23 protein-coding genes are annotated in these 21582 nt (G+C 40.1%); 2 read left to right on the top strand and 21 right to left on the bottom strand.

Annotated elements, in window-relative coordinates; translation table 11 throughout:
* Window positions 1–67: 67 nt before the first annotated feature.
* From FQT67_RS04310 to miaA, 15 genes are all read right to left on the bottom strand, one after another.
* Window positions 68–661, bottom strand: a complete 594-nt coding sequence (locus tag FQT67_RS04310; RefSeq protein WP_002990099.1) for a dTDP-4-dehydrorhamnose 3,5-epimerase family protein — start codon at window positions 659–661, stop codon at window positions 68–70.
* Entirely contained in the window at window positions 661–1530 is an 870-nt protein-coding gene (gene rfbA / locus FQT67_RS04305; RefSeq protein WP_046177098.1) for a glucose-1-phosphate thymidylyltransferase RfbA, read from the bottom strand. The genes FQT67_RS04310 and rfbA overlap by 1 nt, the downstream gene beginning before the upstream one ends.
* A 57-nt stretch (window positions 1531–1587) precedes the next feature.
* Window positions 1588–2694, bottom strand: a complete 1107-nt coding sequence (locus tag FQT67_RS04300) for an FAD-dependent oxidoreductase (protein ID WP_046177099.1) — start codon at window positions 2692–2694, stop codon at window positions 1588–1590.
* Between the two features lie 24 nt (window positions 2695–2718).
* Window positions 2719–3540 (bottom strand): ZIP family metal transporter, encoded by an 822-nt coding sequence (locus FQT67_RS04295; protein WP_012767133.1) that lies wholly within the window; start codon window positions 3538–3540, stop codon window positions 2719–2721.
* Between the two features lie 17 nt (window positions 3541–3557).
* Window positions 3558–4346: a Nif3-like dinuclear metal center hexameric protein gene (locus tag FQT67_RS04290; protein WP_046177100.1), complete on the bottom strand. Its 789-nt coding sequence runs from the start codon at window positions 4344–4346 to the stop codon at window positions 3558–3560.
* On the bottom strand, window positions 4336–5022 hold the full coding sequence (locus FQT67_RS04285) for a tRNA (adenine(22)-N(1))-methyltransferase TrmK (RefSeq protein ID WP_012767134.1): 687 nt from the start codon (window positions 5020–5022) through the stop codon (window positions 4336–4338). The genes FQT67_RS04290 and FQT67_RS04285 overlap by 11 nt, the downstream gene beginning before the upstream one ends.
* A gap of 80 nt (window positions 5023–5102) precedes the next feature.
* Entirely contained in the window at window positions 5103–5759 is a 657-nt protein-coding gene (gene nth / locus FQT67_RS04280; protein WP_003054655.1) for an endonuclease III, read from the bottom strand.
* Window positions 5756–6439, bottom strand: coding sequence for a DnaD domain-containing protein (locus FQT67_RS04275; RefSeq protein ID WP_022554834.1), 684 nt, complete (start codon window positions 6437–6439; stop codon window positions 5756–5758). Before FQT67_RS04275 ends, nth begins: the two co-directional genes overlap by 4 nt.
* 217 nt (window positions 6440–6656) lie before the next feature.
* Window positions 6657–7175, bottom strand: coding sequence for an adenine phosphoribosyltransferase (locus FQT67_RS04270; protein WP_003054649.1), 519 nt, complete (start codon window positions 7173–7175; stop codon window positions 6657–6659).
* A gap of 133 nt (window positions 7176–7308) precedes the next feature.
* Window positions 7309–9516: a single-stranded-DNA-specific exonuclease RecJ gene (gene recJ, locus FQT67_RS04265; protein WP_046177101.1), complete on the bottom strand. Its 2208-nt coding sequence runs from the start codon at window positions 9514–9516 to the stop codon at window positions 7309–7311.
* Window positions 9513–10277 (bottom strand): SDR family oxidoreductase, encoded by a 765-nt coding sequence (locus FQT67_RS04260; protein ID WP_046177102.1) that lies wholly within the window; start codon window positions 10275–10277, stop codon window positions 9513–9515. The genes recJ and FQT67_RS04260 overlap by 4 nt, the downstream gene beginning before the upstream one ends.
* Window positions 10277–11206: a ribonuclease Z gene (gene rnz / locus FQT67_RS04255; RefSeq protein WP_003054662.1), complete on the bottom strand. Its 930-nt coding sequence runs from the start codon at window positions 11204–11206 to the stop codon at window positions 10277–10279. Before rnz ends, FQT67_RS04260 begins: the two co-directional genes overlap by 1 nt.
* A gap of 14 nt (window positions 11207–11220) precedes the next feature.
* Complete coding sequence (locus tag FQT67_RS04250) at window positions 11221–11856, bottom strand: cystathionine beta-lyase (RefSeq protein WP_046177103.1); 636 nt, start codon at window positions 11854–11856, stop codon at window positions 11221–11223.
* Window positions 11849–13087 carry a GTPase HflX gene (gene hflX, locus FQT67_RS04245; RefSeq protein WP_003057839.1) on the bottom strand — a complete coding sequence of 413 codons (1239 nt, stop codon included), beginning with the start codon at window positions 13085–13087 and terminating at the stop codon, window positions 11849–11851. The genes FQT67_RS04250 and hflX overlap by 8 nt, the downstream gene beginning before the upstream one ends.
* Window positions 13088–13174: 87 nt before the next feature.
* On the bottom strand, window positions 13175–14059 hold the full coding sequence (gene miaA, locus FQT67_RS04240) for a tRNA (adenosine(37)-N6)-dimethylallyltransferase MiaA (RefSeq protein ID WP_046177104.1): 885 nt from the start codon (window positions 14057–14059) through the stop codon (window positions 13175–13177).
* A 132-nt stretch (window positions 14060–14191) separates the two neighbouring features.
* On the opposite strand from miaA, the gene FQT67_RS04235 reads away from it, so the two are divergent.
* Window positions 14192–14368: a DUF3042 family protein gene (locus FQT67_RS04235; protein WP_003057835.1), complete on the top strand. Its 177-nt coding sequence runs from the start codon at window positions 14192–14194 to the stop codon at window positions 14366–14368.
* A 104-nt stretch (window positions 14369–14472) separates the two neighbouring features.
* On the opposite strand, the gene FQT67_RS04230 is transcribed toward FQT67_RS04235, so the two are convergent.
* From FQT67_RS04230 to FQT67_RS04215, 4 genes are all read right to left on the bottom strand, one after another.
* Window positions 14473–15390, bottom strand: a complete 918-nt coding sequence (locus tag FQT67_RS04230; RefSeq protein WP_046177105.1) for a TDT family transporter — start codon at window positions 15388–15390, stop codon at window positions 14473–14475.
* A 182-nt stretch (window positions 15391–15572) separates the two neighbouring features.
* A complete protein-coding gene (locus tag FQT67_RS04225) occupies window positions 15573–16181 on the bottom strand; it encodes a glutathione S-transferase N-terminal domain-containing protein (protein WP_046177106.1) in 609 nt (202 codons plus the stop codon).
* Between the two features lie 78 nt (window positions 16182–16259).
* The gene (locus tag FQT67_RS04220) at window positions 16260–16889 is read right to left on the bottom strand and encodes a phosphoribulokinase (RefSeq protein WP_003060008.1); all 630 of its coding nucleotides are present in this window, start codon (window positions 16887–16889) and stop codon (window positions 16260–16262) included.
* A gap of 75 nt (window positions 16890–16964) precedes the next feature.
* A complete protein-coding gene (locus FQT67_RS04215; RefSeq protein ID WP_003057845.1) occupies window positions 16965–17951 on the bottom strand; it encodes a rhodanese-related sulfurtransferase in 987 nt (328 codons plus the stop codon).
* Window positions 17952–18145: 194 nt separating this feature from the next.
* On the opposite strand from FQT67_RS04215, the gene FQT67_RS04210 reads away from it, so the two are divergent.
* Window positions 18146–18448, top strand: coding sequence for a hypothetical protein (locus FQT67_RS04210; protein WP_003057833.1), 303 nt, complete (start codon window positions 18146–18148; stop codon window positions 18446–18448).
* 64 nt (window positions 18449–18512) lie between these two features.
* On the opposite strand, the gene FQT67_RS04205 is transcribed toward FQT67_RS04210, so the two are convergent.
* Window positions 18513–19067, bottom strand: coding sequence for an NADPH-dependent FMN reductase (locus FQT67_RS04205; protein WP_003061082.1), 555 nt, complete (start codon window positions 19065–19067; stop codon window positions 18513–18515).
* 236 nt (window positions 19068–19303) lie between these two features.
* On the bottom strand, window positions 19304–21568 hold the full coding sequence (gene glgP / locus FQT67_RS04200) for a glycogen/starch/alpha-glucan family phosphorylase (protein WP_143936371.1): 2265 nt from the start codon (window positions 21566–21568) through the stop codon (window positions 19304–19306).
* Window positions 21569–21582 lie beyond the last annotated feature (14 nt).

Genomic DNA, 21582 nt, shown 5'->3' with positions numbered 1-21582 from the left:
AGAAGACTAACTTCCCCTCATATCCACCTCAAATGATTAATCTCAATCATCTGAGTATGTTGTTCCCCTATAGGTCTTTTGGTTTCAGTGGTTTGACATCACTAAGAAGAGGATGGTTTTTATCTGCTTCGGAAACTTCTGCAGCTGCTAGATTTTCCCAAGTAATCCCAAGACTTGGGTCAGCATAGTTTACAAAAGCATACTTAGGTTTCAAGTCAAGAGCCCAGTAGTCATTGACAAGATAACTGTAAGAGACAGTCTCTGAAAGAACTTGAAAGCCATTAGCAACCCCTCTAGGAACAAACATTCCTTTTGAAGCATCAATCACTGTCTGGTAGACGTTTCCAAAAGTCTCTCCCTCACGAAGATCAACCCAAGCTCCTAAAACCTTGCCATCATCAGCAACTGAGATGTATTTATCCCAAGGTTCAGCATGAAGTCCACGCAGCACATGCTGACGTGAAAAAGAAACATTGTTTTGTAGTTTTCCTTCCTCAAAAAAACGTTCTGGAAAGCCAATTGGCAACATTTTTTCTTTTTGGAAATTTTCTTTAAACCAGCCACGATTATCCCCACGAACAGGAATATCAAACTCTAGTAAGCCTGGGATTTCTTTGATTTCTCGGCAAGCCAATGGTTTGTCAAAAAAAGTTTCTGTCATTAAGCTTCTCCAATCAAACGAAGCAAGTATTGCCCGTATTCGTTTTTCTTTAAAGATTGCGCCAATTTATGGACATCTTCTTTACTGATATAACCCATGCGATAGGCAATTTCTTCCAGATTTGCCACTTGAGCGTTTTGCAAGCGCTGAACTGTTTCAATATATTGAGCCGCTTCAAGTAGACTTTCATGCGTTCCAGTGTCTAGCCATGCAAAACCACGCCCCATCAATTCAACGGAGAGGTCACCACGTTCCAAGTAAGCCTTGTTGACGTCTGTAATTTCCAACTCACCACGCGCGCTTGGTTTAATGTTTTTAGCAATCTCTACCACGTCATTGTCATAGAAATAAAGTCCAGTCACTGCAAAGTGGGACTTAGGCACTTCTGGTTTTTCTTCGATAGAGATAGCATTCATGTTGTCATCAAATTCCACCACTCCAAAGCGCTCAGGGTCTTTCACTTGATAACCAAAAACGGTGGCCCCTTTTTCTTTGGCAGCTGCCTTTTGAAGCATTTTAGTGAGGCCATTACCGTGGTAAATATTATCTCCTAAAATAAGAGCAACACGGTCATCACCAATAAATTCCTCTCCAATAATGAAAGCTTGTGCTAAACCATCTGGACTTGGCTGTTCCTTATAGGATAAGCTAATGCCAAATTCTGACCCATCTCCTAGCAATTCTTCGAAACGAGGAAGATCTTGGGGAGTTGAAATGATTAAAATATCTTTAATCCCTGCCAACATCAAGGTTGACAATGGGTAATAAATCATTGGTTTGTCATAAATGGGCATCAACTGTTTAGATGCGGCACGGGTCAGTGGATACAAGCGTGTCCCTGAACCTCCTGCAAGAATAATACCTTTCATAGTAGTGCTCCTATTCTTCTATATACCCTATCATTCTATCATTTTTTGAAAGCAGTGTCACGCTTTACCAGTAGACATCGAAAGGTAAGGCTCAGGGGAATAGTCGCTAGCCATTAAAAGTCCTTCGCATCCTAGCAATAACTGAGCTAATTCATAGCCAATCAAAGGTCCAACTGTTAATCCCGATGACCCTAAACCACTAGCTGTATAAAGGTTCTTCAATCCTGGAACCTGACCATAAAAAGGAGAATAATCACTGGTATAAGCTCTTATCCCTACACGACATGATTTTTGATTAGCTTCTTTTAATAACGGCAAATAATTGAGAGCTTGCATTTCAAGTTTTTCTAAGACCTGCCAATCAGGCTCCAAATCATAACCTTTATCATTTTCATGGCTCGCACCAACAGAAATCTTACCTTGATTGAAAGGAATAAGGTCTATTTCACCTTCTGGCATAACAACGGGATAATTGTCGCTGATGACATGATGAACGCCATAATCCAAGAGTTGTCCCTTTTGTGGTCGTACATCAACCTGATAACCTAAAGGCATCAATAAGTCAGGTAACCATGCTCCTGCTGCCAGAATGACCTGATCAAAATAATGACCAGCAATCTCATAACCACTTCCTTGCTGTTTCAGAGTGATTTTCTGCCGAATAACAGGGTAACCACTAGCCTTGAGTAACGTCTCACATAAAGTAGCCCCTTCAACCCTAGCAGCTCCTGAAGCGTACAGACAACTGTCAAAACCAACTAAGCCTGGAAATACCTCTTGTATCTCCTCACATTTTTTTACTTCCAAATGACCGATTAAAGGGGATTCTTCTTGTCGACTTAAAGCTAATTGATAAAGATCTTTTAACTTCTCCTCTTGCTTTTTTAATAAGTAAATCCCATTTTGCTGGTAAAAATCCGTTGCAAAGCCATCAGTCTGTAAATCGCTGACTAACTGTTGATAAAAATCGGCTCCTAAACGAGCCATGCGATACCAAACTTTATTGCGACGCTTTGAAAACCAAGGACTAATAATACCAGCAGCAGCCTTAGTAGCTTGTCCTTGACCATGGTCAAAAAGAGTAACTTCTTTTTGACCACTTTGTTGTAAATAATAAGCGGCGGTTGATCCTACAATCCCCGCCCCAATAATGGCTATTTTCATCTGTTTATCCTATCCTTGTTTATCCTATCCTAATGCGACATCCATCACCATCATAATCACGAATCCTAGCATTAACCCTAGGGTTGCCACGTCTGTGTTACCGTTGGTCTGCGATTCTGGAATCAATTCTTCCACCACCACAAAAATCATAGCTCCTGCTGCAAAAGATAAGGCATAAGGCAAGACCGGAAGCATCAACAAGACCAAGGCTGCTCCTACAACAGCACCAATTGGCTCCACAATAGCTGACATGGCACCCCAATAAAAAGCTTTTAAACGTGACTTGCCATCAGCACGAATAGGAATAGATAAAGCTGCACCTTCTGGGATGTTCTGCAACCCAATACCAATCGCTAGTCCTAAAGCGCCTAACAAGGCTGATGTTGAGACGTTACCATAAGCCAAAGCTCCAAAAGTCACCCCAACTGCCAAACCTTCTGGAATATTGTGAATCGTAATGGCTAAAAACAACAGAGCTGTCTTAGACAATTTTTTAGGAGGCTGCAAACCTTCCACATCTGAGACCTCTTTGTCGAGATGCAAATGCGGTACAATGGCGTCTATAAATCTAATAAAAAGACCACCAAGTAAAAAACCAAAAGCCGCTGGAAACCAAGACCAAACACTACCGTCAGCCTTTGCATAGGCAATAGATGGTTCTAAAAGCGACCAAAAAGATGCCGCAATCATGACACCAGCCGCAAAGCCCATCATAATATCTAATAATTTACGACTAATGTTCCTGAAAAAGAAGACAATAGCTGCTCCTAAAATAGTACAACCCCAAGTAAAAAGTCCTGCTAAAAATGCTAATAATACTAGATTTTGCGACAATAGCCAATCCATCTTAATTCCTCAATCTCCTACAAATGGCTAAACGGATTGGTTGAAGCTTCACTTGAAATAATGCTGACATCCCAATCGTTCTCTTCTTTCCAGCCTTGGAGTTTCTCACTTATTTTCTCCGTAAACAGCACTTCAATGTGATGCCCCGGGTCAATTCCCATTAACCCTTCTGTCAGCATCTCCTGTGCTGTATGGTAATAAATATCCCCTGTAATGTAAACATCCGCACCTTTTTGTAAGGCAGCAGGATAAAAATCATCACCACTTCCACCACAAATGGCAACCTTTGACACCAAAGGATTTGCTTTATCGTAGCGCACGAGCCGCACCGCATCTAAGTTAAAGATTCGTTTGACTTTACTTGCCAATTCTTCTAACGATTGCTGCTCAACAGTTCCGATACGACCGATGCCAGTCCCCTCTTTTGTTTCAGATAGATAAGTCGTCTCCTTGATTTCTAGCAGATCACAAAACCAATCGTTTAGCCCACCTGGTACAATATCAATGTTGGTATGGCTGACATACACAGCAATATCATGCTTAGCCAAATCTAGAAGAATATCACGCTGAGGGGAAGAGACAAGGTCTTTAACCCCTTTGTAAATCGGAGCATGCTTGGTAATGATTAAATCGACACCTTTGGCAATAGCCTCAGATACGGTTTGTTCACGGATATCTAAGGTAACCATAACTTTGTGGATGTCCTTATCAAGACTACCAATTTGTAACCCACGCACATCCCCTTCCATCGAGAGATTTAAGGGACAAAAGACTTCGTAGGCATCAATTAGGGTTCTAGCTTTCATGATTGATCACCTCTTCTATTTGGTTGATTTTTTGTTGAATAGCTGCGCGGTCATCCCGATTAGTTTCTGGAACACAGGACAAGGCGTAAGCTAACTTCTCCAGCTCTCGCTGCCATTTTCCAATAAAAACAGCCGACTGTTCACGACTTAAGAAGGGTCCGAATCGTAAGTCTTTGGCTGATAGTTTCTGGCTGCCAGGCTCAGCTACGATAATTTCATAATATTTGTCATTTTCAGTCATAATCGTTTCGGCAACTATCCTAAAAGCGTTAGCTGATAACCAGGTCCGTAAATCATCCTCTCTGTTATTAGGTTGCAAAATCAGGCGTTCAATGCCCTGCAATTTTTCCTTACCTGCTTCTAAAATATCAGCAATTAAACGCCCTCCCATACCACAAATGCTAATGGCTGTTACGTGGTCAACCTCTTCAAAAGCTGCTAATCCATTAGCTAAACGTACCTCAACCTGATCGCAAAGACCTGACTGACTAACATTTTTAAGAGCAGACTCATATGGTCCTTTGACCACTTCACCCGCGATAGCTGCAGAAATCTGATTGCTCTCCACTAAAAATATAGGAAGGTAGGCATGGTCGCTGCCAACATCTAAAAGCTTGGCCCCTTTAGGAACATATGCTGCAACTTGGGCTAAACGGTTTGATAAATGACTTTCCATCTTGACTTCTTTCTAAATTGTAATGCTTTTATTATAGCAAAATTCTCATCATAACAAAAGAAAGCCTAAGATTAGGCTTTCTAGGCTTTCTTTTTCCCGTAAGTATCCTTATAGTATTTGCAATAAGTTTGGACGGGACAAATCGCACATTTTGGATTTTTAGCCAAGCAATGATAGCGACCAAAGAAAATCAAACGATGATGCGTGATAATCCAATCTTTTTTAGGGATTTTAGCCATCAAATCTTGCTCAATCTCAGTCACATCTGCATCAGGAGCTGACACATTCAATCGTTTGGCAACCCTTGAGACATGAGTGTCTACTGCAATTGCTGGCACAGCATATACTTCTGCCAAGACAACATTAGCAGTTTTACGGCCAACTCCTGGCAAAGATTCTAGTTCTTTGTGTGTTTTTGGCACTTGTCCACCAAAATCGGTTAACATAGCTTGAGCTGTCTTGATGATATTTTTAGCTTTATTTTTGTAGAGGCCTATGGTTCGCAGACAATTTTCAACATCAGTCACATTTGCAGAGGCTAGATCTTCTATTTCAGGATATTTAGCCCAAAGGGCTGGTGTGACTTTATTAACTGCTTTGTCAGTGGTCTGTGCTGATAAAATCACAGCAATTAAAAGTTGAAATGGAGTTTCCCAGTCTAACTCCCCTTTAGCTTCAGGGAACATCTCAGCAATTAAGGCTAAAACTTTACGTAAGCGTTCTTTTCCTATTCTCATGAGTCGCTCCAAAGGTTCATGGCTGCCAGAAAATCATCAGATACGTTGACTTGAGAAGCATTCTGATCTTCTCTTGCCCGTTTACGCTCTTCTACTTGTCTAAGGTTAACAATGCCTTCTTTTCGCCAATTACGTAAGATAGCTTGAATGTATTTCCAATTGGTTTTACCATTGAAAACAGCTTCTTTGAGGGCCTCTCGAATCAAGTCTGGATCTGTTTTATCCTCACGAAGGGATTTTTCCAAATCTTCTAACTCGAAAGGACTCAAAAAACGCCCTAATTCTCGTTCAAACTCATCAACTAACTGTTTGAAATGATTAGGTTCTGTTTGATGTTCAGAATTGGTAGAAGCTTGACTAGCCAATAGTTGATCTAGTTTTGCCAAGACTGGACTAGCGTCAAAAATAATCTCAATCTCACCAGCCAACTCAATGGTTTTCATATCCAAGAGTTCTTGACTCGTCAAAGATGAAATGACCTTGTTAATGTCTGCAACCGATTTACCAAGGGCATTAGCAATCTGACTAGGCGCTAAATCATCACGCTTTGTCGTATTTTGCAAATAGAAAAATTGCCAGACCAAAAAATCATCTGAGCTCTTAAAAATATCTTTGTAATGAAAAAGCAAGGCACTTGGAAGGACCAAGTTACCTGACTTATAATGTTCTAAAAAACTCATAATTCCTCTATCAAGAGACTAGGATAATCTCTGTATCGTTTGCTACTTCACTGATTTCAGAAACCTAAACTCGTTCAGTTGACTAATCTATTATACTCTACTTGAAAAGAGCAAAGCCAATACGCTTATCTTGCAGCAAGAAACTTTCGAAGTTGTCACTTTTCATATCCCTTTACCACATGCTCTCTTCTAGTACTTTTTGAGTCGTGTTTTTTTATTATCCAGGAAATTGCATTAAGACTTTGCAATCATAGTCGCCAATCGCATCACGGCCGTTTAAACCATCCAACTCAATAAGGAAGGCACAACCTGCAACTACACCACCAAGTTGTTCAATCATGTCGATAGTGGCTTTTACCGTTCCACCAGTTGCTAATAAATCATCAACAATCATCACACGTTGACCTGGTTTGATAGCATCTGAGTGCATGGTTAAGGTATCAAGACCATATTCTTTTTCATAATCAGCGGACACCACATCTCTTGGCAATTTACCTGGCTTACGAACAGGTGCAAAACCGATACCAAGTTCTACTGCTACAGGGCAACCGATGATAAAGCCACGCGCTTCTGGGCCGACAATCATGTCAATGTCTTTGTCGCAAGCGTACTGAGCAATTTCACGAATAGCGTAGCTATATGCCTTACCATCCGCCATCAAAGGGGAAATGTCACGGAAAGTGATACCCTCTTTAGGGTAGTTTTCAATTGATGCAATGTAATTTGTTAAATCCATAATTAATTCTTTCTAGTGGCAAGCTGCCAAAAATAAAATACTCTTCATTATATCACGAAAACTTTTTTTCGTAAAATAAGACTTTTACCTATTACTTTATTAAGCGTTAACCGTTTTCTGAAGGCAGGTATGATTATGGTTTCGAATTGACCAAATAATCATACATTTCTTGAGGACTGGCCAAGGCCATGATTTCTTGGAACTTCACGAGTTCTTTTAGCTCTTGGTAGATACGACTCTCAGAAATATCTCGCTTTTGCGCTTGTGGGTTAACTGTCATCAGGCCATCTTCAATCGTCACAAAAGCTAGCTCTTCAAAAATCTGAATGAGCTTAATCAATAAAAGTTTGTCAATGTTTAAGTAGCGACTCAAGTCAGTCAATTTATGACGCACATCAAATTCTGGAAATTGGTAAATGGTTTTATAGAGTTTAGCAAACTGTTCACGACTTCCAAAACCTGTTAGGTAATAGGGGTGTTTAATCTGATTTTTAAAATAAATGGCATCGAAGGTTCTATCAGCGAACTGATGACGCCAGTCTTTAAAAGACTCTGGAAGCTCTTTAATAACAATAACTGTTGCATTGGGATCTTCCTCAATCGTCGGAATACCTTCGGGTAGTTTAGCTGTTTTTGACCGTAAATCAAGCAACTGCACCCCTTCAACACGAGCGTCAACCAACATTAGTTGGAGGCTGGTATTGCCGTTCCAGTGGTTGACGGATAAAGTTACCGCTAACTCTAAACCAGTAGCTTGTTGAAAGTCTTGTAGTTGGCTTCCTTGACCAAAAGCCAGAACATCAAAGGAGGTCTTACCCTGGCTGACTTTGAATTTAAGATGACTCTGGTCTTGACCCATGGTACGCGCTTGACTAACTTTAATATCCTTAACATAAAAGATTGGCTTAGGATGATCCATCCCATAGGGGGCTAGTTTGTCCAAACTCTTTAAAGTATCAAGACTAAGATCCTCCAAAGACAGTCTTTCATCAATAGTTAACGTATTTTTAGCAGTCTGATCTAAGCCACGTTCTATCACAAACTGACAAAGCAAGTCCGATAAAGCTTCTAAATTATCCACGGGCAAAGTCATCCCAGCTGCACCAGCATGTCCACCGAAAGCTGTAAAAAGAACACGATTCCCACTTAAGGCTTCAAATATGTTAATGGCCTCTAAACTTCTGGCCGAGCCTTTCGCAAAACCGTTATCAATAGCTAAGACAATGACCGTCTGTCCAATGGCTTCCATAATGCGACCCGCTACAATACCTAGCACACCTGGATGCCAACCAGCTTGAGCTAAGACTTGAACTGGTTTTTGAGGATCAACCATAGCCATCGCTTGATCAAAAATGTCTTGGACCAAAGCCTTACGCTCTTCATTTTTTTCCTTAATCATCAAGGCAATCGCTTGGGCTTCTTGATCATCAAAGCCCGTCAGTAGCTCAATAGCTGGATTAGGATCATCTAAACGACCTAAGGCATTCAACTGGGGAGCAATCTGAAACCCAACAGCATCTTCCGTAAATTGGTCCAAATCAATAGAAGACAAGGACATCAGTTCCTGCAACCCCACTCTTTCAGTGTGTTTTAGCATGGTCAAGCCATTTTTGACCAAGACACGGTTTTCACCTGTCAAGCTTACCATATCAGCAATGGTTCCAATAGCTACCAAGTCTAGACAGTCTGTTGGTAAACTTTCTAGCAAAGCTGTTGCCAATTTAAAGGCAACGCCACAGCCAGCTAAGTGTTTAAAGGGATAATCAGCATCAGGATGCTCAGGGTGAATGATGGCAAAGGCTTCTGGCAATTCTTCAGGCAGGCTATGATGGTCAGTTACAATGACATCAACTTCCTGTTCTTGAGCATATCTAATCGCTTCATGTCCGGCTACGCCATTATCAACCGTGATAATTAGGGACACAGCTTCCTGCTCAATAAAATATTTATAGACGCTCTGGTTGGGGCCATAGCCATCTGTAAAGCGGTTGGGAAGATAAACCAAAGGCTCTGCTCCCATCATGTCTAGGGTTTCTTTGACAATAGAAGCCGACGTCATGCCATCAGCATCATAGTCGCCGTAAATGAGAATTCGTTCGCCCTCTTCAATAGCTTGACGAATTCTTGGCACAGCTTTTGCCATGTCATGTAGCAAGTAAGGATCATGCAGTTGAGACAAGTCCGCTGTTAAAAACTCATCTAAGGCTTCTTCAGTCCTTATCCCTCGATCATAAATCAACTGAGCGGCGGTCTGGGTTAGACCTTTTGTCTTTGCTAGCTTAAAGAAGCCATCATCTGGCTTCTTGTCTTTTATTTTCCAGCTATATTTGGATTTAATCATTTATAATTAAATACCTTTCTTGCAAGATAATCAGATAATTTAGGGAAAAGGGTGTAAAATTGATGGGTCACCGCTAAACTAAAGGGCAAATTCAATTCTCGTTTATTTTTCCCGATAATGGAAATCAAGCGCTTAGCCACTTGATTTGGTTGGAGGGTAAATTTACCAACGCTTTCCAAATAGTGTCCTGACGGATCCGCTTGTTCAAAAAACTTGGTGGCAATGGGACCTGGATTCACGGTGGTCACGTAAACACCTTTATCCGCTAATTCTAAGCGAAGGGCATTAGAAAATCCGATAAGGGCAAATTTAGTCGCCGAATAAATACTCGATTTAGCGGATGCAATCAAGCCTGCCATGGACACAATGTTAATAAGATGGCCTTGCCCCTGCTCTGCCATTTGCTGACCAATCAAGCGAGCAAAGTGAATACTTGCTAGGGTGTTAACCTGAAACATATCAGCTATTTCTTGGGCGGAAAACTCTTCAAAACCTTTGAAAGCTCCATAGCCAGCGTTATTAATCAAAACATCCACACGGCCATAACGCTGGTAAATCTGGGCAACCATCTCCTCAATGGCTTCTGAATCGGTAATGTCCACTTCAAGGCATTCTTTGTTGTCAATATGCCTGTAACAATGTTCTAAGCGCTCTTTGCTACGCCCTAATAAAATCAAGCTGTCTTCCTTGGGTAACTGCTTAACAATTGCCTGAGCCAGTCCTCCAGAAGCTCCCGTGATAACAATGATTCTTTGTGCCATTAAATAATCACTTCCTCTAAATCTTGTACCATTTTAACATTTTCAAATATAGTGGCGGCATCTTTTTCCATCTGGCGACAATCACGCCCTAAAAAGCGAGCTGATACATGATTGAGCAAGAGACGTTTTGCGCCTGCTTCATGAGCGATTTGTGCTGCCTGCATGTTGGTAGAATGCCCGTGATTTCTCGCAATCCGCTCGTCACCCTTACCATAGGTGGATTCATGAACCAAAACATCTGCATCTTTAGCGAGTTTAACACTGGCAGACGTTTTGCGCGTATCGCCGATAATGGTGATGATTTTGCCTTTTTTAGGGGCAGAAATATAATCTTTGGCACAAATCAGGCGGCCGTCTTCCAACTCAACGTCTTGACCATTTTTAATTTTGCCAAAGAGTGGTCCAAAGGGAACACCCGCTGCTTTTAAGGCTTCTGCGTCTAGGGTTCCTTCTAAGTCTTTTTGAACTACTCGATAACCCATGCAAAAAATGGTATGCGCCAGACGCTCTGCATAGACCACAAACTTATCTGTTTCCATTATTTTACCTAATGATTTGTCATCAAATTCATGAAAGTGTATGGTGTAGGGAAGACGAGACCCTGACATTTTCAAACTAGTCAGGACATATGTTTTGATACCCACAGGGCCGTAAATATCAAGATCCGTTTGCTCTTCACTAGCCTGAAACGCACGGCTGGACAAAAATCCTGGTAAGCCAAAAATATGATCGCCATGCAAGTGGGTGATAAAAATCTTTTTAATTTTGCGAGGTTTGATGGTCGTTTCTAAAATTTGTCTTTGGGTTCCTTCACCACAATCAAACATCCAAACTTCATTGATTTCGTCTAAGAGTTTCAATACTAGACTTGACACATTGCGCTGTTTGGCAGGTTGACCGGCTCCGGTTCCTAAAAATTGTAATTCCATTCAGTCTATTCTTTCTATTGGGTAATGTAAATCATAAATTCTCGTTGGGCAAAGTCATAATAACGTTGACCAGTAAAAGCTTGACTAAGGGTACAGAGTTCATCTACATTAAAGCCTTTAAGCAAGACAACATCATTTTTTAGACGGTAAATCTTCGTCAAGAGTGCGTCATCAGGCGTAATGTCTTCAGATTGTCCTTGGTCAAACTGCTTGGCCTGCATTTTAAGTTGGCCTTTATCTTCATAAACCATGTATTGTGGGAAAATTTGTGTTAATTCAAAAAGGATGTTGGGATCCTTAGGCTCTGCTTTTTCAGAAAATACCAATGCAACTTCTTGGTCATTTTGGTAAGCAAAACCATAAGCTTTTCCAGACAAATTGAGGCGTACAAAAGGCTTGATTTCCTCAAAGGAAGGGTGGTCAGTAAAGAGCCCCAGAGCCTTAGAAAGCGTAAAATAATAATCAGTCGCAGCCTGCGGCGACTGTTTTTGATATATTTCAGCAAAGTAAGCATTGATAACACTGGGTGGTGGGGTAATAAAAGCTAGTTTTTGCTGGTCTGTCAAATTGGCTAACAGATGGTTTAGGTAGTTGGTATCCAGACTAGTAAATCCACCATAGTTTTTTGCTAAATCAATATAATTATTCATAAAAATCGTCAAGTCTCCATTGCTGTTTTTTGGAAATATAGCCAGATATCTCTTCGGTTTCTTGGTCAAACGTGTAGTGGTCTAAAAGGGCTACCCGATTCAAGTCGTACAGTTTATAAGCCTTGTCTTGATGCACTTTGATAGTAAAAGGAATAAACTGATCTCGAATTTGGTCAATGATTAAGCGTCTCAAGAGAAGTTTACTGTCTTTTGAACGCGCTGAAACCCTAACATTTGGAAATACGGTAGCTCTTAACTGCTCTGCCATATCCATTTTGTTGTAAACAGCTAAGCGTGGAATATCTAGCATGTCCAACTCTTTGAGGAGATCTAAAACTACCTTTTCTTGCTCGCTATGATTGGGATCACTCGCATCAATCACATGTAAGAGCAAATCCACATGTTTGCTTTCTTCCAAGGTTGATTTAAAGGCAGCCACCAATTCTGTTGGCAAATCTTGGATAAACCCTACGGTGTCCGTTAAGGTTGCTTGAAATTGATTTTCTAAGTAGAGTTGCTTTGTGGTCGCATCCAAGGTAGCAAACAATTCATTGGCTTCATAATGACTATCATCTGTCAACAAGTTCATAATGGTTGATTTTCCAGCATTGGTGTAGCCAATCAAGCCAATTTTAAAGGTGTCTGATCCCACCCGACGATCTCTAATTGTTTGACGGTTTTTCGCTACCTGAGTTAATTGGCGTTCAATATCAGCAATCTGATGACGAATCGAACGACGATTTAATTCTAATTGGCTTTCACCTGGTCCACGGCTCCCAATACCACCTGCTTGACGGCTTAGCATGATGCCCTGTCCAACCAAGCGAGGTAACATATACTTCAATTGGGCAAGGTGTACTTGTAATTTGCCCTCATGGCTTCTGGCACGCATGGCAAAAATATCTAAGATTAACTGCATACGATCAATAACTTTAACCTCTAAAACAGTTTCTAGATTAGCATTTTGTCTAGCAGTCAAACGATTGTTGACAATGACTGTATCAATCTCATCTGCTTCCACAATCGCCTTAATCTCATCCAATTTTCCTGAACCGATAAAAGTTTTGCTATCGTAACGCTCCCGCTTTTGGGTAAAACTTCCAATAACTTCTGCCCCGGCGGTCTTGGCCAGATTAGCTAACTCAGTCATGGACATGTCAAAATGTTCTGTTGTTTGCAGTTCGACTCCTAAAAGAATCACTCTCTCCTGCTGACGTTTTGTCTCAATCATTACCTTTACCAATCCTCCAAATTCCGTAAACTTTATTATAACACACCTTCACTAGTTTCTGCTAATCTTACTCTAGAGGTTTTATCCTTACTCAAGGAAATGTTTGACCTTGTCATAGACGACTTTTGGGTAATCAGAGGCAGTTATCGTCTCAAAATGGACAAACATTCGATTACGGAACCAGGTTAATTGGCGCTTAGCAAAGCGTCTGGTGTTTTGTTTTAACTGATCACTAGCTTCTGCTAAAGTCATTTCACCTGCAAAATAGGGAAATAATTCCTTATAACCTATGCCACGACTAGCCTGAACAGTCGGGTAATGCTCATATAACCATTTTGCTTCTTCCAACAAGCCGTTTTCAAGCATACGATCCACGCGCTGATTGATACGGTCATAGATCACTTGACGGTCATCATTCAAGCCGATAATAAGCGGCTCATAAGCCGTCTCGGCATTCTCTAATTCATCAGCAAACTGAGCCAATTCAAGGGCTCGGATCACCCGCCTGCGATTCACCTGATCAATGCTAATATTATTGACTTGCAAGCGTTCATACAAGTCGTGATCGTCTAGTTGCTCCAACTCATTCCGATAGGCTTTTACAGCCTCTTGGTCTACTGTTCCTCCTAAGTGGTAACCTTCTAGTAAACTTTGAAGGTAGAGACCAGTTCCCCCCACAATAATCGGTAATTTCCCACGACTAACAATGTCTGAAATAGCTTTTTGAGCATCTTGAACAAAATCGTAAGCCGAATAAGACTCAGTCACCTCACGAATATCAATTAAGTGATGAACTGCTTCCTCCTGCTCTTCTCGAGTTGCCTTGGCTGTTCCAATATCCAACTGTCGATAAACTTGTTGGCTATCTCCTGAAATAATCTCACCATTAAACTCCTGAGCTAAGGCAATCCCAAGTGCTGTTTTCCCCACTGCTGTCGGACCAACAATCACAACTACTTTTATTTTTGTCATTTCCTTGTCTTTCTATTAGAAAAGCGTCCAAAAAACGCCTTTTACTTGAAAAATAGCTTATTTTTCGCTACCATATATTATAACATAAGATTAAGGACCACTGAGGTCCTTCACTAGAAATGGAGAATAATCATGGTTAAGAAATATCAATTTGTTAAGGGTCTTGCGACTGGTGTTTTAGCAACTGCTGCTACCGTTGCTGGTGCTGTCTTTGCTGTTAAAAAAACAATTATTGATCCTGAAGAAGAAAAAGCGGCTTTCGTTGAAGAAAACCGCAAAAAAGCAGCGCGTCGTCGTGTTGCTCGTTAATCAGATTGACAATAATCAAAAAAGCTAGCCTATCACTGCGCTAGCCTTTTTCTTTATCTTAATGAGCTTTTAAGAAATAACTTACATATGTTACAGCACTTCTGTCATCTATTTTTCTTGCAGCCAAATAAGAAGTTCAAGTAAGCTCCGTAAACATAACTGACTAAGGCTGTTGCCAACACGACTTCAGCAAACAAGAGCCCTTGCCATATCCAATCAGTCCATCCTAAAAAAGTTAAAGCCATTTTCAAGGAAGTAGCGCTAATCACAAATGGAAAGGTGAAAGCTGAAAAGCCGGGATTAAAGGGACGATTGAGTAAACGAGGCAGTTGCAAAACCACAAAAGCATATAATACCTGTGAACTGATGAGAAGAAAGAGAACCATTCCTTCTTGCGGCTTGGAAAAGGCTGCTAAGTAAGAAGCTGACAGCAAGGACAAAGGAGCACAGAACGTTGAAATATTGGGCATTGCCGCGTCAGCCAGACCAATTCTATAAGCCTTTGTTGCCATAAAGGGTAAAATCACACCTGTTAAAGACAGGCATACCCAAAAAACCACTTGTCCTAACAGAAACTGCTTGCTAGCAGGAGACGTCAGTGCTGCCATAGCAATTCCTACAAAGAGAACTGACCATGAAGGAAAGACATTATCCCACGAAAAAGGGAAAACAAACCGGTACTGATAATAGACAATCAGAACAAGATTCCCTAAAAAGAATAACCACCAAGCCAGATAACCTAAACACTGCCCACCCGTTGCCTTTAGATAGAGAGATGCCAACAACATCCCTGTCATAAAAAACGTTGGAAAAACAGAAGCAATTAGAGGTTGTCGTAACTGCATTTTCGTCTCGTGAGGGTTTCTGATTATACCAGCCAGCAAGATACCATAGATAAATAGGGAGGCTGAGAGGCCCAGATAACCAAATAGGGGGAAATAAGTGGCCAAGAGATTGCCTAAGGAAAGGGTTCCTAATGCCAATCCCGACATTACTAAAGGAGGATTCTTCCAAGGTGTCATAATAGTCCTTTTCTTGTCTATCAATAAGTCTTTGTGAGTAATTTCATCTTGTCTATTCTAACATATCAGAGTTACTTTTAACATCCAGAATCTATAAATGCTCCACTATCTCAGAGAGAGTTTTCACTGTTAAAGACCACAAAAAGGAGTAAGAATCCAATTCCTACTCCTATATCGTTTTATTAGTGAGCCGCAGCAGTCACTTTCTTAACAGCTGCATCCTCTGCCATTTTTGCCATAAAAGCAGCTAAATGTGGGTAATTTTCATATGATTTAGGTGTTTTTTGCGACCATAAGGCCATGACATAAGCATAAGCATCTGCAATAGTTCTCTGATCGTGATAAACATGCCCACTATCTCCAATAAGACCATCTAAATGCGTCATAGCAATATCAATCCGTTTGTAAGAAGCTTGTTTGACTTCTTCAAGCGCTTGATTCTCTTGAGAAATAGTGTAGCGATGAGGGCTAAACATTGGCCAAAAAGCAGGGTGAAAATCACCTGTTAAGAAGTCCATGATTTCGTTGAATCGACTTTCTGCCAAAATATTGTCTTGGGGAATGAGCTGAGCTCTCGGAGCTTGTTTCGCTATAAAGGTCAAGATGGTACCTGCCTGTGTGATAATTTGACCATCATCAAGCTGTAAAGCTGGCACCATCCCCAAAGGATTGATGTTAAGGTATTCTTCAGAACCCAGTTTTACCTTCTCTACCTCGTAATCCAATTGTGCCCATTCCATAGCTATCCAGCAAGCTAAGGCACAGGTTCCAGGAGCATAATAAAGTTTCATCGCAATTTCCTCCCTAATTAGTATTAAGTTAAGTATAACACTTTTTGAAAACCTTTTCAGGGATAAAGTATCCTTGTCTCATGTTTTTCTTTCTAAGAGGCACTTATTTTGAGACTGGTTCAACAGAAACTCACCATTCTTTTGAACAGGTTCTAAGTAGAGTTGGTATTGACGTCTTCGGTGTTGATGGCTCTGCATGACAAAATGAGCTTGGCGTCCACGTTCACTAGTATCTCGTTGCAAACGTCTCTGCAATTCAGTCTCATTATCTGTATAGCAAAAAATAGAAAGATCAAACAATTCTTTTTCCAAGAAGGTAGATGACATCCCCTCAACAATCAACAGTTTACCTTGCCCTGAAATAATTTGACTAGGTGACCATGACGTATCAATCGTTAACAAATCCATTCCTTTTCGAAACATAAGGATATCTCTTTTGAGACTGGCTAACTCATGCCTAGCAGGATGGCAGGCAGGCATCTGATAACAGCCTTCTACACCTTTTAAATCATAGGTCACTTGAACACCTGAACTGTTACTTATAATATAGGCATCTGTTTCCAATAAATATGTGCTGTCTTTTGGTAAAACTTGATACAATCGTTTGGCTAAGGTCGTTTTCCCAGAGGCCCCATGCCCACAAATACGAATAACTGTTTTCTCTTGCTCCTCAATACTATCCAAAATTGCTTGAATAACTCTTTCCATATGCCACCTCTTCTCTATTGTTGATAGCATTAGTATAACAAAAAACAAACCAGTTACCTGATTTGCTTTGAGATATTAGGCACCTACAAATTCTGGTAAGGTTTCGCCAATTGCTTCAAGGCGAGCTGCCCATTCTTGACGGCTCAAACCACTTTCTGCAACATAACGGTTACGATCATGGGCACGGCATTCTGCACAACACCCACGGACATATTTGTCTTCGTTTTCTTCAGAAGTGAAGATTTGTTTGTTACAGAATGGATTGGCACAATTAACGTAACGTTCACATGGTGTGCCATCGAAATGGTCACGTCCGATTACGGTTGGATCGACATGGTTGATTGGCACGGAAATACGTTCATCAAAGACGTACATAGCTCCATCCCAAAGCTCTCCTTGAACTTCAGGGTCTTTACCATAGGTTGCAATACCGCCATGAAGTTGACCAACGTCTTTAAAGCCTTCACGCACCATCCAACCAGAGAATTTCTCACAACGAACCCCACCAGTACAGTAAACAACAACACGTTTTTCCATAAACTTATCTTTGTTATCGCGTACCCATTGTGGTAATTCACGGAAATTACGGATATCTGGGCGAATAGCTCCGCGGAAATGACCAAGGTCGTATTCATAGTCATTACGCGTATCTAAAACCACTGTATCTTCATCAAGCAGTGCTTCTTTAAATTCCTTGGGTGATAAGTAAGCACCTGTTGTTTCAAGCGGGTTAATGTCGTTATCAAAATCATTATCTTCCAAACCAAGATGAACAATTTCTTTTTTGTAACGGACAAACATTTTCTTGAAAGCTTGCTCATCTTCTTCATCCATTTTAAACCAAAGGTCTGCAAAGCGCTCATCGCTATGCACCCAATCCATGTATTTTTGAGTTGTTTCATAGTCACCTGAAACCGTACCATTGATGCCTTCGTCCGCAATCAAGATACGACCTTTAAGACCAATCGACTTACAAAAAGCGAGATGCTCAGCAGCATAGGCTTTAGCATTTTCAATAGGGACATATTTATAGTAGAGTAAAACTCGAATCTTATCTGACATGTGTTCTCCTTCGTTATCATTTCAATTACTCTCCATTATAACTTGTCAAAAAAGGTCTAAGCAAACCATTTGCTTGTCTCTTTTGTCACAAAAAACTTAACTATCTAAGTTTTTTATCCCGTCATGAAGGTTAAACAAATGATTAGAAGCTTTCGATAGAAAGTGCTAAGATAGGAGCAAGGAGGTTATGAGTAATGACTTACGAACTTTGTTTAGAATATGGAACTTATCCACTGTCTCTTGTGGATGCTGCTTTAGGAGAGGATCAAAATCCACCAGAATTTATCCAAGATGATCAGGTGCTTCTTAATAAACTTGACATCATGAATCAGCTTTTTCATGACTTATTTGCAACCATTGAGTCGCAATTTCACTACATTGGTTTTAACATGCCAGAAAAGAGGGCTCAGATTCGGGAACTCTACGATGAAGTGATTACTATTTTGGAAACGAAGTATAAGGATTATCCTATCGTTATTGAAAAATTCCTCCTCTAATCCTGATAAAAACAAAACGCTAGAAACAAAAGTTTCTGGCTTTTTGAGTAACATCAAGCGCTGCTTAAGATTCAAATCGCTTGGCAAAATCAATAAAGTCTTGGACTGAGTCTGTTAAAAATTGCGCGGCAGTGGAATCTATGAAGTTCCCCTGTGCATCCACAATGGTATGAATGTGTGCTAAATAAATTTCTGGTTGTGGCATGACAGGAACATTCAAAAAGACCAAACTCTGTCTCAAATGATGGTTTGCACCAAATCCTGCCAAACTCCCATTAGATTGTGAAATAATCATTGCAGGTTTACCACTAAAAGCTACCTGTTGATAGGGTCTGGAACCAATTTCAATGGCATTTTTCAAAGCTGCTGGTATGGTGCGATTGTATTCTGGTGTAATAAATAAAAGGGCATCTTGTTCTCTAATAGTCTGTCTAAAGCGTTCGTAAGAATCAGGTCTACGTCCTTCTTTATCAATATCTGGGTTAAACAATGGAAGATCTTCGATACGGATGAAGGATACCTCAACACTTTCAGGAAAAAGCGGCAACATTGCCTTAGCCAAAGATTTAGAAGATGACTTCTCTTTGATACTTCCTAAAATTATACCTAATTTCCTCATTATTACCTCCTTCTCAAGTTTTGTGTTATTAAGGATACTTTATTATCATACCGCTTTTTAGCAATAATTAGTAATATTTTGCTCGAATAAATTATCGCACTTCAAATATAGTTTAAAACTATATCTTAACTACTATTACCTAAACACCTTCAAAAGTCTCTTAACCACGTTTGCTAATCATCTATTTCTCCTTTTGAAAACACCAAAAAAAGCGGAAAATCCGCTTTTTTTGGTGTTTAGTTTGAATGCCAAATATCTTCGTTATACTGCTCAATGGTACGGTCAGATGAGAAGAATCCAGCTTTTGCAATGTTGTGGACCACTTTTGTCATCCACAAATCTTGGTCTTCGTAGTCTGCCAACATTTTTTCTTTCACTTCAATGTACTCTTCAAGGTCAATCAAGGTCATGAACCAGTCTTTTGAAATCAATTCTTTATAAAGACGGTCAAGACGTTCTTCATTACCAAATGCTAGCAATTCTGGACTGATAATAAAGTTCACTGCTGCTTTAATAGCAGGGTGGTTATCATAGTAATCTTTTGCTACATAAGAAGCAGTTGCATAAAGGTTGATGATGGTGTCAGAATCTTTACCAAAGGTGTAGATATTTTCCATGCCTGCAAGCTCAGCGATTTCTACGTTAGCACCGTCCATTGTACCAAGCGTTAAAGCACCGTTAAGCATGAATTTCATATTACCAGTTCCAGAAGCTTCTTTAGATGCTAGTGAAATTTGTTCAGAAATATCGGTTGCAGGAATCAAGTGCTCTGCTACTGTCACGTTGTAATTTTCAACTAGATGCACATTAAGGTATGGGCTTACTTCAGGGTCATTGTTAATCAATTCAGACAAACAAAGAATCAAGTGAATGATGTCTTGAGCAATGATGTAAGCAGGCGCTGCTTTACCTCCAAAGATAACAGTGATTTTACGTTTTGGAAGGTTGCCTTTTTTAATTTCCAAATATTTGTGAATCACGTAAAGAGCATTCATCTGTTGACGTTTGTACTCGTGGAAACGTTTGATTTGGGTATCAATAATAGAATGTTCATCAAGCTCAATGTCTTTATTGTCTTTAAGGTAACGTTTAAGAGCTAATTTGTTGTTGAATTTGATTTCAGCCAATTTAGCATGAACAGCTTTATCATCTGCAAAGGCCATCAATTTTTCTAATTTTGTTGCGTCAGTCAAGTACTCATCGCCAATAAGTTCTTTAATGTAATCAGCCAAGTCTTGGTTAGCAAATTCTAGCCAACGACGGAAAGTAATCCCGTTGGTTTTATTGTTGAATTTTTCTGGGTAAAGGTCATAGAAAGCTTTTAATTCACTGTTTTTCAAGATTTCTGTATGCAACGCAGCTACCCCATTGACACTTGTTGCAAAATGAATATCCATATGGGCCATGTGCACACGACCAGTTTCATCAATAATTTGAATAGCTGGGTCAGACACTTCTGAACGAACAAGAGCATCCAATTTTTCAATGATGGTTACCAAGTGTGGCACTACTTCGTTTAAGTAATCTGTTGGCCATTTTTCAAGGGCTTCTGCAAGAATAGTGTGGTTAGTGTAACCAACCATATTTTTCACAACAGCTACCGCTTCATCAAAGTCAAAGCCATGTTTTTCTGTCAACAGACGGATCAATTCAGGAATAACCATTGATGGATGCGTGTCATTGATTTGCACGTAAGCGTAGTCTGCAAGATCATGAAGGTTAGAACCACGTTCAATAGCTTCGTCAATCAACAGTTGAGCTGCATTTGACACCATAAAGTACTGTTGGTAAATACGGAGCAATTCTCCGTTTTTATCAGAGTCATCTGGGTAAAGGAACAAGGTCAAGTTTTTAGCAATTTCAGTTTTATCAAATGAAATACCGTCTTTGATTAACCCGTAATCAACGCCCTCGATATCAAACAAGTTAAGGTAGTTTTTAGTGTCGCGTTTGTAACCTAAAACATCAATACGATCAAGACGAGATTTCAGGGTGAAGTTCTTAAAAGGCACATCGTAAGAAATGCCTGTTGGAACCAACCATGAGTCATCTTCAATCCAGAAGTTTGGCTCTGCTTCTTGTTCATTGTGTTTGAAAACTTGTTTGAACAACCCACAATGATAATTCAAGCCAACCCCTTCACCATTAATACCAAGAGATGAAATAGAGTCAATAAAACATGAAGCAAGGCGTCCTAAACCACCATTACCTAGTGATGGTTCTAATTCAACATCTTCGACTTCTGCGATAGATTTGCCAGCAGCTGCCAATTCTTCTTTGATGTCTTTGTAAATTCCTAGGTTAATCAGGTTGTTTGATAGTAATTTACCAATCAAAAACTCTGCTGAGATATAGTAAACTTTGCGTTTAGCAGAATTTTTAGCCTTGTGGCTAGCTTCTTCTTTGACAAAGTTTAATAATGATAGATAAATCTCTTCATTGCTGGCCTGCGTAAGCGATTTTCCTAATTTAGTTTCAGCATATTCTGTAAAGCGTGTCATGTCTTCCTCTTTTC

It is taken from the genome of Streptococcus sp. NCTC 11567 (genome assembly GCF_902141215.1).
Taxonomy (GTDB): Bacteria; Bacillota; Bacilli; order Lactobacillales; family Streptococcaceae; genus Streptococcus; species Streptococcus dysgalactiae.
Note: the sequence above shows the minus strand (reverse complement) of the source record. Positions and strands in the feature narration are given on the sequence as shown.